Here is a 15,853-nt window from a genome sequence, read left to right on the forward strand (position 1 = left end):
CTACATCGCTCCCCGTCGGTCCAGATCACGCATCTGCAGAACGGCGGGATCAAATCTCTGCATGATGGAATTGTTGCGCTGGTTCAGCCTCATGCCGTCGGGCAGCTGGCTGCCGGCATGTTTGGCATCGCTGTCGCTATCGTCATCGACCGCAAAAGCACTGACCCGTTTTGTGGCATCCACCGGCGTGTCGGCATAGCTGTCGAACACCACGATATTCGATTTGCGCTCGGCGGTTATGTTCTTGTCGTTTTCGGCAAGCCTGGATTTGAACAACAATATCTCGCCACCCGCGCCATAGCGCCAGTTCTTCTTATACGCATGCAGGGCCTGCCGATTGCCGACGAAACTCTGGTTGTACAAAATGGCGTTCGATCCGTCCTTCGACTGAACACCTATTTCGTTGTTCTTCAACGTGTTGTTCACGCCCAACAGGAAGCTCCCCTCGCCCACCGACACGCCCTTGTCGCCACTGTCAACGAACTGCGTACGGTCGATCGTCGCGACCGAGGACATCAGATCAACCGCATCGTTACCACTTTTCTCAAAGCTGCTTTCCGAAATTTTCGCCTCGGAGATATCAATGTCGAAGGCGTCGGAAAACGAATTCCTAAAGACAGTTCTGTTGAACTCCGCCGTCGCGTAAACGAGGTGGACCATATCATCAACCACGGTGCCGTCCGCGAATTCGCAATCTTCCACTACCAGATCTTTCACATCATGAGCAGAGAACATGCCGGAATATTCGAACAGGTCGCCCTTGTACCCACTGCCGCCGGTAAAACTGCAATGCGAAAAGATCGAGCCGTTTGCGCCTTCGCCAAGCAGTCCAATCGCGCCCCACGGCTCATTGGAACTGGCAGCGCGCCGAAAGTTGATGGGGCGTTCTTTTGTCCCCAGTGCAGTAACCTGGTTTTTGAAAATGATCGACGCGCCCGCTGCCAGATCGACAACGGTGCCCGGCTCGATAATCAGTGGCCGCTCGATGGTGTGGACACCCGAGATTTTCTTGATACCGCGCCACACGAGCGTTTCGGTCGAACGCGGGCTCTCTATCGGTTCGAAAATATCGTCGAAGGTGCGCGGCGCCAGCTGCGCCACCCGGTCAATGCGTTTCCACCCTGCCCCGAGGTCCACCCAGACCGATGCCGGCATCTGTTCCACGTCAAAAGCAATGTCATAAACCCCAGGAGAGTATTCCAGCTTCTGCGCTGCTTTTCGGTCCATGTAAGGGTTTGTGACAAAGCTGGAATTGGGAACCATGACCGCGTTCAGGGTAAGTTCCGATCCTGACATCTGAACCGCGGAGCCCATATCAACGCGATGCGCGCGTGTTTTACCGTCTCGGTTCCTGGTTTGATACGCGACAGACAACTCCCTGGTCCAGGATATGTCACCGGCAAATTTCAGCATCACGCCCTTAACACTATGCGCACCGCCCACAGACAACCGTATACCCTCTGGAGTGTCGGCATATGTGATATGATCCCCCGTCTTTTCATTCTGTCGCATCCCATCGGCAAACACCGCGTCAATATACGCGCTGAACCGGTCAATATTCATCCGGACGAATTCGGGATCCTGAGGTCGCAGATACAGGTCTGTCTCGATCTCCGATTTGACAGTGGCAGAATCGCGATCCTTCATCGCAAGGAACCGGTCGGCCTTGCCCGAGTCGAAGTATTCCGACAACGCGGCCTCACGAGCCCTCAGGAAATCACCGTTCTTGAACAGCATCTTGCGAAAGTCGGTGTGGATAACAGGCATGAATGCAGGCTCTTTCGCGGCCGCCCGCCGCAAAACACCATGCCACCCGACCGGGTCCCATACCACCGGCACCAGTTTCTGCGTCCACGGATCATAGTAGAGGCGCCAGTTATGAACATCGTCGACGTGAAATGTCAGCACCAGGGATTCGTAGGCGCTGTATACACCCCAGGCTTCCATATCCAGAAGCTCTGAAAGCTCGGCCTGCGCCTGCGCCCGGTCAGGCGACTGAACCAGTCGGATAAGCGCTTCCATGGGCTTCATCGACGCGTCGGGATAGTGATTGTTGATTGAAATCTTGTCCCAATAGCCGACATGTTTGAAAAGGTTCGGCTCCAATTCGTCAATGCCGCGGTATCGATCCTTGGCGAAAAGCTCCCCGCGATAGATGTCGCCGGGCATTTTTGCATTCCGCCGCAGCGTCAGCTCTTCCAATTGCTCGACAAGAACATGAACACCGCGATCCTGGCCGTTTACGAAAACCCGCACAAGCGACGATGTTGGACCAAGAAGTCCCATCTGCTCTGCAAGCTTATAGCCCAGATAGTTATTCATCTGCTCGGGAAACTTCGGCGCCATCAGGTTGAAAGCCCGCATGCCCTGAAACAAATCATCCTTCTTGGTTTTTACCCGGAACGACTTTTTCAAGAATGCCCAGTGGTAATCAGTGTCGCCGCGATAGCGGACCTTTACCGTACGTGGCCCATCCTCGTACATCAGCGTGCCTTTGACATACTCAAATCCCGATTGCGGCATGTGCTTCTCAAGCGTCGCGAAAGCACGCCGTTCGATTGATAGCTGAATGATGGGCAGTTCGGTCTCGGCCTCGGACGTAAACACTGACCCGATCTTTCGTTTAACAGAGGCGATCTGATATTCCAGATAGGGGCGCAGCTGAATGCTCATGCGATGTGTCGTATAGCGCACATCAAATGTATCAAACCGTTTCCATGTCTGATGAAGGGTGTAGCCGCCGATGACGACGATGGGCAGCGTAACCAGCCAGCTCCACAGTACAATTTTCTTGGCCCAGTCGCGGAAGGTCAAATGTTTCATAGTGCTTCCACCCTCTTTCGCAGCCAGGCGGAAAACACGTTTTCCACGTCCATCGAAATAACCAGGGTCATGGGATCGGGCGACTCTGAGGCCAACTCGCTTGTATCAATGACGATAAAGGGATCGTTGCCACCGCTTGTTTTCAGAACACCACCCTCGGAACTTATCATATTAAATGCGAAGCTGTTTTCCGCTACCGCTTTTGAAGGGTCATTCTGCAGGTGGATTTTGAGGTCGCTTATCTGCAGCTTCTGACCGGGCGGCGCGTCAAGGCGCAGTTTCAACACTCCCTTCGGCAGCTCAATGGTCGTCGTCATCTTCGACCCGGTCAGATCAAATTCAAGCTGCTTGCGGCTATTGGGCGAGAACCCCTTATCGGTTGCCCAGAACAACTCCCAGCCTCGTCCGACAGCCGTGTTCAGATATCCGTGGCTGTCAACAAGTCTGCGGGCGTGTGCGGGATCATCCCACGCGTAGACCTTGCGAAAATAAAGTTCGGTGAGGTTTTGGCTGGCGGGAAAGCGGGCCCAGTAATCCGTGATCCGGGCGGCCGCATCTTCCTTCAGGTCTTCCAGTTCCATCGCCGCGTTGGCCCAGACGATGAACGAGACTAGATCTCGGTCATCTTCTTCTACGAAAGGTGCGATGACATCGGCGCTTTCCTGATAGGCTCCGCTCGCTTCGAGGTTTCGCGCAAGGGCAAGGGCGACATTTCTCTTGAGGGCGAAATACCGGTCACCTTCCCGATAGTCTTCCCAGCTACTAAGCAACGCGAAAGCCTTTCGCGTATTGCCGTCCTGCAATGCATCAATCGCGCGGTTCGCGCGCGAGCTACCTATGTTCATATAGGTCGACGTGTAGAACTTTCCAAAAACCTTAAGCCCCGCCGGATACGTAAATGCGACGGCAAAAATCAGTGTAATAACAAAAGCGGTGAAAATAAGAATGCCATTGACGATCAATAGCAGGCGCCTAAAGCTAACGGCCATCTCATTTCTTCCAGACATTGGTTTACGATCAGGATTTAATTTGCCGCTACTAACTCACTTTAGTGAGGTTGAACAGGGCATTTTAGCCTACGATGAACGGGAATATGGAGATTACAGGTCTCATATTCGTTTGCATGTCAGCTATCTCTGAAGGCGCCGGTTCTGAGATGCATCCGTTCACCAACGAGAGTTTGAAGGCACCTGACCTGCCCCGGTCGACACTGGCGAAATCGGGCGCTTATTCGACCTCGGTTCATCAGGAGGAATGCGATTGGTTTGGTGCGCGAATTTCGATCAGCCGGGGCGCCGCATGGCTCTGCGACGCCTTCAGCGTTTCCGCCACTTCTTCGGGGTCAGGCCCAATGCACCAAAAGGGCATACCGCAAGACCGCGCCACATATTCGAAGTCCGGCGGTGTTGGGTCGCACCCTAACACCGTAACTTCAACTGCCTGCATCGAGGTGGCGATTTCCTGATAGCCGAAATTGTTCCAGATCACGAAAGTGATCGGCAGTTTTTCGTCCACGGCACACATCAGTTCCGGTAGGCTGAACTGTGCACCACCATCCCCCGCGATTGCGATGACAGGCGCGGACGGATCGGCCAAAGCGGCGCCGATTGCAGCAGGGATGCCAAACCCCAGCGCACCAAAGCCGGTGGCCGCGTTGAACCATCCGCCAGGACGATCGTGATCGTAGTAGAGGTTGCCAGCATAGATCGGATAGAGGGAGTCGCCCACCATGATCGCTTGCGGAACCGCCTCACGCATGGCCTCCAACACTTCGCAAAGAGCACGCATTTCGGGGCCTATTTCCTCGAATGCATCCCGACGCGCGTTTGCCGCACGCGCCGCACCGTTCGCATCGGAAGCGTGTTCTCCGAGGCCGTCGTTGATGGCCGCAGCTATGTCTGATGCGTCGGCTACAATCGAAAGGGCTGCAGGGTGGCGCGCCAGTTGATCGGCACAAAGGTCAACACGGATCAGGGATTGCATCACCGCCATCGTACCAGTGGCATACATGTCATAATCGGTCTGGCCCAACTCGCTGCCCAGCGCCAGAACGACATCCGCAGCCTCGATCAGCGCCCGCACCGCCTGCAGGCTGGGGCTGGCAGGTACGCCGAGCGGATGATCAAACATCAGGCCACGCGCATTCACCGTCTGGACCACCGGTGCATCGAGTTTTTCGGCCAGAGCGCATATCTGCGCTCCTGCCCGACGCGCGCCACCACCGGCCAGGATGACCGGGCTCTTGGCACCGGCCAGCAACTCAACCGCCCGTGAAATCAGGTTTGGGTCTGTTGCGTCACCACCGGTCTGAGCGGCGCGGGCAGGTTCGGCTGAATATTTGGTCCCCGCAACATCCAACGGGATTTCGATATGTGTTGGACCCGGCCGACCGGATTGAAACGGCCGGAAAGCCCGGTCGAGCGCTGGTGTGAGATCCTCAGCGCGTTCGACCCTTTCGGACAGCAAAGCCACCGTTTGCGCCATCGCACGCTGATCAGGAAGCTCATGCAGATGTCCCAAACCCTTACCAAGGCTGGGCAACGTGTTCACACCCGATACCACAAGCATCGGAATGCTATCAGCGCGCGCCTGGCCCATTGCCGTCAACGTATTCGCCAAACCGGGCCCGGTAATGACAAAAGCCACACCTGGCTTGCCCGACACCCGTGCATAGCCATCGGCCATGAATCCGGCGCCCTGCTCGTGCCGGGGGGTGACATGTTGGATACCCGAGGCCGCCAGCCCCCGGTAAAGCTCGATCGTATGTACGCCGGGAATACCGAACACGGTATCAACCCCGCGTTCGACCAGTTGGGCAACAAGCGCTTCTCCGATACTTGTCATGCTGTCTCCAATTGCAGTCGATTTGCGTGATTGATGATCCGGTCGCAGGCGGTGGTGAATGTTGCGTCGTCAACCGTCAGCGCGACCCGCACCCAGTTTTCCATAGTCTCGCCAAAGGACGTCCCGGGCATGACCGCGACATTGCCGTGCTCCAGCAGGTGCAGTGCATAGTCGTTGCCGTTCATGCCCGTCTCCGACACCTCGATCATTGCAAACATGCCAGCCTGTGGCCGGTGGACGCGCAATCTGGTTTCCTGGCTCAGACGGTTCTGCAGCCGCTCAGCCCGCTCGGCATAGCGATGCGCCATCCCCGCAACCACGCTCGACCCTTCGCGAATGGCCTTTTCGGTCATATCCGCAATGAAGGGTTGATTGCCGAACAGCATTGTCTCCGACAGGGGCAGCAGCGCCCTGGTAAAGTCCCTGGGACCAACGCACCAGCCGCTGCGAAATCCCGGCGCAGCGTGGGATTTCGAAATCGACGAGACCACGATCACCCGGTCGGCAAGTTCCGGCCGTGACAGCGGCGATGCAAAAGCTGATCCGTCAAAGATCAGCTCGTCATACACTTCGTCCGAGATGATCCACAGATCATGCTCCAGCGCCAACTGACCAATGGCATCTATGTCAGCATCGGTCAGGATCGACCCGGTGGGATTATGCGGCGTGGTCAGAAGAATTGCAGATGTTCTGTCGTTGATCCGGTCAGCGATATCCTGCGCCGCGATGCGAAACCCGTTCTCGGATCGTAGCGGTACGGGCACCATGTCCGCACCGCTCGCCCGGATCACGCCCTCATAGGTAGCATACATGGGATCGCCGACCAGCACCTCATTCCCTGCCTCGGCCACGCCCATCAACACCGTGTAAAGCGCCGTTTGCGTGCCAGGAAAGCACAGTATCTGATCATCGGAGATGACCCGCCCGACGCGGCGCGAATAACGGTCGGCCAATGCGTTGCGCAACCCGGCTTCACCGGGGCCATTGGAATAGGCCGTGCGCCCCTGACGCAACGCATGAACGGTGGCATCTACCAGCTCGACCGGCGTTGGTACATCCGGCTCGCCAATGGTCATTTCGATGATATCTCGACCTTCAGCCACCAATTCCTTGGCCTTGGAATAGACTTCCCACTTTGCACCACCTAAGCCCGCAAGGCGTTTTGTGATTGCTGTCTGTTTCATTGCTGCCCCTCTTCTGGCTCCGTCAGCTCCAACCCGATGATCGCCCCGACCGAGGTCAGCCCGATCCGGGGCAGCTCGCCCGGTTCAAACGCGCCGGGCAAGGCGCCACCTTCCATCCACAACCCGTCCATCACCGCGTTGCAGGCGATGGCCAGGCTAAGCAAAAGCTGCGGTGTTGCGGGCCGGTTCGCCTCGTTCAATGCATCCGCGATGAGTATCTCCAGCCGGTCGCGGAAATCGCCGTAGGTCTGTTCGTGAATCTCCTGCATCCGCCGGTCTTCACGGATCTTGTTCACGAAACCTGCCCATAGCGAGACTGATCGCGGATCAACAACCGGTGGCTCTAGGCCTGCCACGACAAAGGCCATCAGCCGCGATCTGCACGAGGCATGCGCCCCGGCACTAGACGCGTCGGTCAACTCGGTCATCTTGCACATGTGATATTCGTAGGCGGCGGTTATCAGGTCTTCTTTTGACGAAAAATAATGCCGGATCAGCCCCTGCGTAACCTCGGCCCGCTGGGCAATGGCACGCACCGTCGCCCCCTGCACACCCTGTTCGGCGATCAGGGACAAGGTTGCCATAATCAACGCCTCTTTGCGCTGTTCTGCGGACTCTCGCCTGAATTTTGGGGCAGCTTCCGGCACCTGTGTCTCTCGATTCCATAATTATACGTTTGTATAATTAATGAACTCAATCGGAACAACAAGCCATAAAATGACCGGTTGCTGTCAGGAATTGAACCTGGGTGGACAAATCAAGCCACACACCTCGCGTGCGGCTTAGGCCGATCACCATATCAGGGGTTTGCGCAAAGATATGTCGTTGGCCACACGCAGCCGGCATCAAAGACGGCACCTTTGAGAGCGGTCAATAACGAGAGCGATGTCATTCCCCAGACTCAGCTACCTTCGTTGGCAAACACGGTATTTTCCCATTGGGGATGAAGCCACGGTTGGCGATTCGACGCAGGTAACATCTCTTTTCCCAGAATATGATCGGACGCCTTTTCCCCCGACATGATCGACGGGGCGTTCAAATTTCCGTTCGTGATCCGCGGAAAGATTGAGCTATCGGCAACGCGCAGCCCGTCGACCCCGATCACCCTGCACTGAGGGTCGACCACGGCCATCGGATCACCCTTGTCGCCCATCTTGCAAGTCCCGCAAGGATGATACGCGCTTTCGGCATGTTCACGGATAAAATCATCCAGCTCGTCATCGGTTTGAACTGCTTCTCCGGGCTGGATTTCCTCTCCCCGGTACGGATCAAACGCCGCCTGACTGAAAATGTCGCGGGTCAGGCGAATGCAATGTCGGAACTCTTCCCAATCATCGGGGTGGGACATGTAGTTGAACGTGATCTTTGGTGCATCATTCGGATTGCCAGACCGAAGGGTGATCTCACCCCTTGATTTAGATCGCATTGGACCGACATGCGCCTGAAACCCGTGCCCTTCCGCGGCCGCCTTGCCGTCATATCGTACGGCCATTGGCAAAAAGTGGTACTGAATATCCGGGTAATCCATGCCGGGCTTCGATCTTAGAAATGCAGCGCTCTCGAACTGATTGGACGCCCCCAGACCGGTCTTGGTAAAAAGCCACTGCGCCCCGACCAACCCCTTACCAAAGAGGTTCCAGTATTTGAACAAGGTAATCGGTTGGGTGCAGGCCTGCTGGATATAGAGTTCAAGATGATCTTGCAGGTTTTTACCCACACCCGTGCGGTCCGCGATGACCTCAATACCATGTTCGGTCAGTTCTGACGCAGGGCCGATACCCGAGAGCATGAGGATTTTTGGTGAATTGATAGACGAGGCGGCGAGAATGACCTCGCGGTTGGCGTGAATGGTTTCGGTGCGTCCACCACGTTCAACTTCCACGCCAGTGGCACGGCCTTCCTCGATAATCACCTTACGGACAAAGCAACGGATCATATCGCAGTTCGGACGTTGCAAGGCAGGTCGCAAATAGGCATTTGCCGCCGACCAGCGCCGTCCCTTCCAGACGGTTTGCTCCATCGGGCCAAAGCCTTCCTGCTTTTCGCCGTTGTAATCGCCGGTCAGTTCATACCCCGCCTGTTGTCCGGCATCGACAAAGGCCTGATAGAGCGGGTTGGCGCGCGGGCCACGTGAGACATGCAAGGGGCCCGAATTTCCGCGCCAGCTTGGATCGCCGCCATGCCCGCCGTCATGCCAGTTTTCCATGCGCATGTAGTAGGGCAGTACATTTTTATACCCCCATCCTGCAGCTCCGCTTTCTTCCCAATGATCGAAATCCTTGGCATGACCGCGCACGTAGACCATTCCGTTGATCGAGCTTGATCCGCCCATGACTTTGCCCCGGGGACAGGCAAGGCGCCGGTTGTTCAGATGCGGTTCGGGCTCGGTTTCAAAACCCCAGTCGTAAATGCTCATATTCATCGGATAGCTCAGCGCTCCGGGCATCTGAACAAACGGGCCGATATCCGTGCCGCCATATTCCAGAACCAGCACCGAATGTTGGCCATCCTCGGACAGACGATAGGCCATTGCCGAACCGGCCGAGCCGGACCCGATGATAATATAATCCGCTTGCATCAACAAACTGCCTCCACCCGGCTTGCAGACAGATTCTGCTCTCAGCCTTCACATTAATTGCACGTTTATGCAAAAAATTGCACTATTGTACAACTCTGAAATATAAAGCATGTAGCGATCTCTGAAAAAAGAGGGGCCGATGGGTCGTAAGAACATTAAGCTGATCCGAAAGCAGGAGCTGATTCAGGCCTCGATCACAGCCATCTATCGCCATGGATTTGCTGATTTGACGGTCAATCAGATTGCGCAGGATGCAGAGACATCGACAGGCAGCATCCACTACTACTTTGGCGGCAAGGAAGCGCTGCTTGAAGCGACGATGCGCCACCTGCTTTCCAGATTGCACGACGCCGCAGTATCGCGCCTATCGGGGTTGAGTCAGCCGACAGAGCGCCTTGAAGCCGTCGTTCTGGCCAATTTTGACGAGACATTCATGTCAATCGAGACCTGCCGGGTCTGGACCCAGTTTTGGGCCTATGCGCCTTATCACCAGGGGTTATCGCGCCTTCAGAAACTGAACAAGGCGCGGGTCAGAAGCAATTTGGCGGCGGAGCTGAAGCAGCTGTTTCCGGAGCAATCCGTCAACGCCATGGTCGGTGCTGTCCAGGCCTTTATGGATGGCGTATGGGTTCAGGCAGCGCAATCCCAGCACGAACCGGATCTAGTGCACATACAGGAAAGAGCCCGGGAATTTCTAGCGCATTCGCTCAGCCTGCGTGCTATAACGGCCGAGTAAACCTAAGCGTTACGACCAACAAATTTCTAGCGCCACGCCCCGGATTTAACCTTTGGCTGCCGCACAAAACGCCAAGCCAACCGTAAAAGTGCGGCGCGGTTAAATCCGGTACCTCGTTGATCGTCATACCACGATAGGCGCGCGAACTTTCAGTTCCTGATAATCTTCAAGGCCAAACACCCCACCCTCGCGGCCATTGCCCGAGTGTTTGTACCCACCAAAGGGCGATCCATATCCTGCGCTACGCCCGTTGATGTGAATACCGCCAGCCCGGAGTTGCCCGAACACACGCTCTGCGCGCGCCGCATCGCCGGTTTGCAGATAGGCGGCCAGCCCGTAATCGGTGTCATTCGCCATCGCGATTGCGTCTTCCTCGGTATCAAACGGAATGATGACCAGAACCGGACCAAAGATCTCTTCGCGTGCGATCCTCATATTGTTGCTCACATCAACGAAGATGGTGGGTTTGACGTACCATCCATCCTCAAAACCTTCGGGCTTACCAAGCCCACCGACCAAAAGACGGGCGCCTTCGTCGATACCCATCCGGATCATCGCCTGGACGCGATCATACTGCATCTTGTCAAAAAGCGGGCCAAGGTGGTCGCCCTCCTGCGTGGGATCACCCACGGCGTGCGCCTGCCCGATCATCGCTGCAAGTTCCAGAACCTGATCATAACAGCTCCGTTCAACCAGCATCCGCGTTGGCGCGTCGCAGGATTGGCCAGTGTTGTAGAAGCATTTGCTGATCCCGTCGGCCACGCTGCGTGGCAGATCGCTGTCGGCAAAGACCAGATTGGGGGATTTGCCACCCAGTTCAAGCGTGACGCGTTTCACCGTGTCGGCGGCATCTTTGGTGACCAATGCGCCCGCACGGGTCGATCCGGTAAACGACATCATCGCAATATCAGGATGCCGCGACATGGCCGCCCCGACGCCGGGCCCGTCGCCATGCACCAGGTTGAAGACCCCAGCCGGATAGCCCGCCTCGTCAATGATCTCGGCATAGACAATGGCCGACAGCGGCGTGTGTTCAGATGGTTTCAAAATACAGGTCGATCCGCTGGCAAGCACGGGCACGACTTTTTGCACGATCTGATTGATCGGCCAGTTCCAGGGCGTGATCAACCCGCAGACGCCGATGGGTTCACGGGTCAAAACATCCCCATTCGGCAGGGTTTCACGCTCTTCCTGGGCGCTAAGCGCTGCAATATAGCCTTCAAGGTGGCCAATGGCACAATCGGCCTGCGCATCCCGAGACATCGAAATCGGCGCGCCCATTTCGGCGGTAATGGCCAGCGCCAGATCTTCCTTTCTCTTCACGCTGACGTCGAGAAGGCGTTGTAGCAGTGCCAGCCGTTCGGTCTTTGACGTCTTTGAAAAGGTCTCGAAGGCGCGCTTTGCGGCGGCGACAGCTTTGTCGACATCTGCGGCATTGCCCAAGGATACCGTCCCGATCTGAGCGTTTGTTGCCGGGTTCATCACCGGCATAACGGCGTCTGAGATGGGATCAACCCAAGCACCATCGATATAGAATTTATTGAGCGTTTTCATATCGTTTCCTTTGCCTCAGATATGATTAAACTGGCGTATGTGCCATATCCAGATGCAGCTCGCTGCCCGTATAAGGGCTGGCTGCAATCACCTCGTCATTCAGTTCAATCCCAAGACCGGGCGCTGTCGGCGGGATGACATACCCGGCCTGCCACTCGATCGGGGTGCTGATTGGCGACATATAGGGGCCATCGAATGTTCCGATGCTTTCAAGAATCAGAAAGTTCGGACTGCAGGTGGCGATCTGTATATTGGCAGCGGCCACGACCGGACCGCAATAAAGATGCGGGGCAATCTGTGCCTGCTGTGTTTCGGCCATTGCCGCGATCTTCTTGGCTTCCAGCAAACCGCCAACGCGCCCCAGATTCATTTGCAGGATCGAGGCCGCACCGACCTCGAGCAGCCGGGCAAATTCGTGCTTGGTACAAAGCCGTTCACCAGTCGCTATCGGCACAGAAGTAAACCTGGCGATCTCGGCCATGTTTGCCGGGTTTTCGGGCGTGGTGGGTTCTTCAAACCAAAGCGGTTCGTATTTTTCCAACCTGCGGGCCATACGTTTGGCCCCGGACACGGTGAACTGCCCATGTGTCCCGAAGAGCAGATCGGCCCGCGTGCCCACGGCTTCGCGGATATGTTTGCAGAACTGCTCACTTCGCTCCAGATCCTCCAGTCCGGGCTGATGACCGTCGTAAATCGTAAACGGTCCCGCCGGATCAAACTTGATTGCCGTAAACCCCTGATCAACTGCGGCAATAGCGGCCTGAGCGGCCAGGTCGGGATCGTTGTAGACATTAGGCGTATCCGGGTCGGGATACACGTCACCTTCAGGCGGATAGAGATAGGTATAGCTTCGCAGCCTGTCGTGAACCTTGCCGCCAAGCAGTTCGTAAACGGGTTTGTTGGCGGCCTTGCCGATGATGTCCCAACAGGCCATTTCCAATCCACTGAGAACACCCATTACCGTGACGTCGGGACGCTGGGTGAAACCGGCCCCGTAGGTGCGCCGCCATAGCCGCTCGATATGGTGGGGGTCGCTGCCCGCGAAATGGCGATCAAAAACCTCAACGGCCATCGCAGCGCAAAGATCAGGTCCGAAGGTGGCGTTATAGATCTCTCCGACACCAGTAATGCCGCAGCATGTCGTCAACCGCACGAAAATGAAGTACCGCCCACCATGTCTTGGTGGCGGATTACCAAAGACAAAGGTTTCGATTTGTTCAAGACGCATGGCAGCGCTCCGCTTTGGGGGATTGGGGCTCAGGTCCGAGCATCCTCGAGGATCAGATCAGCGGCCCGCAACGCCAGCATCATGGTTGGCGCATTTGTATTGCCCGAGGTGATGTTGGGAAAGGCCGAGGCGTCGACAACCCGCAATCCCCGCACGCCGTGTACCCTGAGGCGCGCATCCAGAACAGAATCTGCAGCACTACGCCCCATACGGCAGGTACAGGTCGGGTGAAACACAGTCGACGCCCTTGCCCGAAAATCATCACGCATCTCATCGTCATCCATCCGGATCAGATCCGGTGATTTGCGTTCTTTAGTAACTCCTGCAAGCGTGGGGGATAGTGCCAGTTCACGCAGAAGCCTGCCGGCGCGCAGGACCATGTCACGATCGGATTCTGTCGCAAGCGAATTGGGCTCAATCACGGGCGCATCCGCAACCTTGGCAGACTGAATGCGAACGCTGCCCCTGCTTGTGGGTCGACAGGGCTGCGCAGACAAAAGAAAGCCAGGCACCCGGTCGATCACGACTTTGCCCGTCTCGCGAGTAGAATAGGTGGCCGGATTGCAAAAAAGCTGGACGTCAGGCGTGTTCTTTGTGCGATCCGTGCGCAGGAAGCCCCCGACCTGATTGACCGGAACGGCAAGCGGACCACGCCGTGTCAGCATATACTTAAGTCCGGCAAGCAGCTGGCCTCTGCGATTTCCGAGGATGTTGTTCAGCGTCGGCTCTGTCGCCCGGAAATGGTAGGAAATCGCCAGATGATCCTGCAACCCTTTTCCAACCTCACCCAGGTCCTGGTGGACCTCAATACCATGCGCTCTCAGATGTTCCGCCGGCCCGATCCCCGACAGTTGCAGCAGCTGTGGAGAATTGATTGCCCCGGCGCTGACGATCACCTCGCGGATGGCGTGGGCAATCATCGTCTGATTGCCCAGCTTGTATCTGACGCTCGTCGCCCTGCCCTCTTTGATCACCAGCTTTTCGACCAGCGCCCCGGTGACGACTTTCAGATTGCGTCGCCGGCGCGCCGGCCGCAGGAAGGCATCCGCGGCGGACCAGCGCCGACCATTGCGCACATTGCTGCGATAGGGCGACAAGCCTTCGGGTCGCGCACCGTTCATGTTTTCGGTGATCGGCCAGCCAAGATCATTGGCAGCTTGCAGGAACCGTCGCGAGAACGGGTTCATCTGATCGCTGAGGTCGCTCACCCATAGTGACCCCGACCCGTATTTCTGCGGAACACCATCCGGTGACAGCTCGGAACTGGTTTCCAACCTCTCATAAGTCCGTCTGACATTATCCCAGCCCCAGCCCGTGGCGCCGGATGTTTCCCAATCTTGGAAATCCTGCGGCAGGCCACGCACATAGGTCATCGCATTGATCGAGCTGGACCCGCCGATAACCTTGCCGCGCGGCCAATAGATCGACCGGGATTTCAGCCCGGGATCGGGTTGAGTATTATATCCCCAATTGAGCTTGGGGTCGGCATAGGTCATGCCATAACCAAGCGGGACCTTGATCCAGAATTTTGCATCCGATCCGCCAGCCTCAATCAGCAAGACCTTATTGTTTCCGTTAGCGGTCAACCTGTCAGCCAAAACACATCCGGCCGAACCCGCGCCTATGATGATGAAATCGAATTCCGAAGCGGTCATCTCGGATTATCCCGGCGGTTAGTGTTTCATCATCAACTGATCGCCGTTTTCATCTTACAACACAAACAATGGGTATTTCCCCAATGGCTAAATAATTTTTGAAGGTCGGGTCACTGCACGTACCCATGCAAAGCAAAATGAGCTAACCTGCAATGGAATCGGTGAAGATTCCCTATTTGACTACAATCAGATTGCAGCATCATGACCCAACTCCCGCATGCGACCTGGCTTAGGACATTCGAAGCCGCCGCACGCCACAGCAGTTTCTCCTCCGCCGCCGAAGAACTGAACCTGACCCCGGCAGCGGTCAGTCAGCAAATCCGGCTGCTTGAGAAACACCTGGGCGTCCATCTGTTCGTGCGGCTGCCCCGAGGCGTGAGCCTGACCGATGTCGGACAGGCCTATGCCCAGCCGATCCGCAAATCATTTCTTGAAATGCATAATGCGACCAGCGGTTTGTTTGGCTCAAAGAAGAAAAGCGTCGTGCGGGTACGGTCTTCGATTTCCTACGCCGCATTGGTTCTGGCCCCGCAGCTGCACAAATTCAAGGAACTGCACCCAGAGATCGAGGTGCAACTCTCCACCGCCGTGTGGTCCGACCGCATGGATGATGAAACCATCGATGCAGACATTCGCTATGGCGCTGGCGACTGGCCCGAGCAGAATATCTGGCAGATCAGCCGGGAAACCGCCGCTGTGATCTGCCACCCCGACTACCTGAGGTCCCTGGGCGGCGCGCCGAGCGTGCAAGACATCGCGCGCGCCGAGGTTGTTAAGATCATAGGTTCGGAGATTGAATGGGCCCGCCTGTCCGACCATTTCGACCTCGACCTCCCGCCTGTCAAAAGCTGGATGAAAGCAGATTCCTCACTCATAGCCCTACAGATCATTTCGGCGGGAAAAGGTGCGGCGATATTGCAGGACAGCTTTACGAAGCAATATCTGGATACCGGTCTGCTGATATCACCTTTTGAGTACCAGCTACCGATCCGTGAATCCTATTTTCTTGTTGTCAGAGACGGGCAAATGATACGCACCGAAGTAGTCAGTTTTCGAAAATGGATTACGTCGCTCCAATAGGGTCATGGCCGCCATCTTCGTTGTAAGTGAACCCTCCGAAGGAATAATAAGACAACAGATATGGGCATGCGGGGCACCACATTGACGGCGTCTGGCTGGTCGTATCCTCAACTGTTGTTGGCGTGCTTTCCTTGAGAAAGACAAACACATCAAATGCGGGTATTTTTGCGG

11 protein-coding genes are annotated in these 15,853 nt (G+C 56.3%); 2 read left to right on the forward strand and 9 right to left on the reverse strand.

The genetic code is table 11. The features are described 5' to 3' along the window. The 6 genes from LC334_RS02195 to betA form a co-directional block, all read right to left on the reverse strand. Nucleotides 1–2,823: a CotH kinase family protein gene (locus LC334_RS02195; RefSeq protein WP_085798577.1), complete on the reverse strand. Its 2,823-nt coding sequence runs from the start codon at nucleotides 2,821–2,823 to the stop codon at nucleotides 1–3. After that, the gene (locus tag LC334_RS02200) at nucleotides 2,820–3,812 is read right to left on the reverse strand and encodes a hypothetical protein (RefSeq protein ID WP_085798578.1); all 993 of its coding nucleotides are present in this window, start codon (nucleotides 3,810–3,812) and stop codon (nucleotides 2,820–2,822) included. Before LC334_RS02200 ends, LC334_RS02195 begins: the two co-directional genes overlap by 4 nt. 256 nt (nucleotides 3,813–4,068) lie before the next feature. After that, nucleotides 4,069–5,667, reverse strand: coding sequence for a 5-guanidino-2-oxopentanoate decarboxylase (locus LC334_RS02205; RefSeq protein WP_085798579.1), 1,599 nt, complete (start codon nucleotides 5,665–5,667; stop codon nucleotides 4,069–4,071). Next, nucleotides 5,664–6,851, reverse strand: coding sequence for a pyridoxal phosphate-dependent aminotransferase (locus LC334_RS02210; RefSeq protein WP_085798580.1), 1,188 nt, complete (start codon nucleotides 6,849–6,851; stop codon nucleotides 5,664–5,666). Before LC334_RS02210 ends, LC334_RS02205 begins: the two co-directional genes overlap by 4 nt. Then, on the reverse strand, nucleotides 6,848–7,435 hold the full coding sequence (locus LC334_RS02215; protein ID WP_085798581.1) for a TetR/AcrR family transcriptional regulator: 588 nt from the start codon (nucleotides 7,433–7,435) through the stop codon (nucleotides 6,848–6,850). Before LC334_RS02215 ends, LC334_RS02210 begins: the two co-directional genes overlap by 4 nt. A gap of 317 nt (nucleotides 7,436–7,752) precedes the next feature. Beyond that, nucleotides 7,753–9,429: a choline dehydrogenase gene (betA, locus tag LC334_RS02220; RefSeq protein WP_085798582.1), complete on the reverse strand. Its 1,677-nt coding sequence runs from the start codon at nucleotides 9,427–9,429 to the stop codon at nucleotides 7,753–7,755. A gap of 139 nt (nucleotides 9,430–9,568) precedes the next feature. On the opposite strand from betA, the gene betI reads away from it, so the two are divergent. After that, entirely contained in the window at nucleotides 9,569–10,165 is a 597-nt protein-coding gene (gene betI, locus LC334_RS02225; RefSeq protein ID WP_085798583.1) for a choline-binding transcriptional repressor BetI, read from the forward strand. A 123-nt stretch (nucleotides 10,166–10,288) separates the two neighbouring features. Here the strand turns inward: betI and LC334_RS02230 are convergent, their stop codons facing one another. From LC334_RS02230 to LC334_RS02240, 3 genes are read right to left on the reverse strand one after another with little or no spacing between them, the layout of a single operon-like run. Then, nucleotides 10,289–11,719, reverse strand: coding sequence for an aldehyde dehydrogenase family protein (locus LC334_RS02230; RefSeq protein WP_085798584.1), 1,431 nt, complete (start codon nucleotides 11,717–11,719; stop codon nucleotides 10,289–10,291). A gap of 25 nt (nucleotides 11,720–11,744) precedes the next feature. Further along, the gene (locus tag LC334_RS02235; RefSeq protein ID WP_085798585.1) at nucleotides 11,745–12,947 is read right to left on the reverse strand and encodes a mandelate racemase/muconate lactonizing enzyme family protein; all 1,203 of its coding nucleotides are present in this window, start codon (nucleotides 12,945–12,947) and stop codon (nucleotides 11,745–11,747) included. 29 nt (nucleotides 12,948–12,976) lie between these two features. Continuing rightward, nucleotides 12,977–14,602 carry a GMC family oxidoreductase gene (locus LC334_RS02240; RefSeq protein ID WP_085798586.1) on the reverse strand — a complete coding sequence of 542 codons (1,626 nt, stop codon included), beginning with the start codon at nucleotides 14,600–14,602 and terminating at the stop codon, nucleotides 12,977–12,979. Between the two features lie 201 nt (nucleotides 14,603–14,803). On the opposite strand from LC334_RS02240, the gene LC334_RS02245 reads away from it, so the two are divergent. Further along, on the forward strand, nucleotides 14,804–15,682 hold the full coding sequence (locus LC334_RS02245; protein WP_085798587.1) for a LysR family transcriptional regulator: 879 nt from the start codon (nucleotides 14,804–14,806) through the stop codon (nucleotides 15,680–15,682). Nucleotides 15,683–15,853: the final 171 nt, after the last annotated feature.

The organism is Roseovarius aestuarii (assembly GCF_019966515.1).
In the GTDB taxonomy this organism is placed as follows: Bacteria; Pseudomonadota; Alphaproteobacteria; order Rhodobacterales; family Rhodobacteraceae; genus Roseovarius; species Roseovarius aestuarii.

Bases quoted from the DNA above. Each gene is read 5' to 3' on its own strand.
- LC334_RS02195 (WP_085798577.1), bottom strand. From the start codon at position 2,823: ATGAAACATTTGACCTTCCGCGACTGGGCCAAGAAAATTGTACTGTGG.
- LC334_RS02200 (WP_085798578.1), bottom strand. From the start codon at position 3,812: ATGGCCGTTAGCTTTAGGCGCCTGCTATTGATCGTCAATGGCATTCTT.
- LC334_RS02205 (WP_085798579.1), bottom strand. From the start codon at position 5,667: ATGACAAGTATCGGAGAAGCGCTTGTTGCCCAACTGGTCGAACGCGGG.
- LC334_RS02210 (WP_085798580.1), bottom strand. From the start codon at position 6,851: ATGAAACAGACAGCAATCACAAAACGCCTTGCGGGCTTAGGTGGTGCA.
- LC334_RS02215 (WP_085798581.1), bottom strand. From the start codon at position 7,435: ATGGCAACCTTGTCCCTGATCGCCGAACAGGGTGTGCAGGGGGCGACG.
- betA (WP_085798582.1), bottom strand. From the start codon at position 9,429: ATGCAAGCGGATTATATTATCATCGGGTCCGGCTCGGCCGGTTCGGCA.
- betI (WP_085798583.1), top strand. From the start codon at position 9,569: ATGGGTCGTAAGAACATTAAGCTGATCCGAAAGCAGGAGCTGATTCAG.
- LC334_RS02230 (WP_085798584.1), bottom strand. From the start codon at position 11,719: ATGAAAACGCTCAATAAATTCTATATCGATGGTGCTTGGGTTGATCCC.
- LC334_RS02235 (WP_085798585.1), bottom strand. From the start codon at position 12,947: ATGCGTCTTGAACAAATCGAAACCTTTGTCTTTGGTAATCCGCCACCA.
- LC334_RS02240 (WP_085798586.1), bottom strand. From the start codon at position 14,602: ATGACCGCTTCGGAATTCGATTTCATCATCATAGGCGCGGGTTCGGCC.
- LC334_RS02245 (WP_085798587.1), top strand. From the start codon at position 14,804: ATGACCCAACTCCCGCATGCGACCTGGCTTAGGACATTCGAAGCCGCC.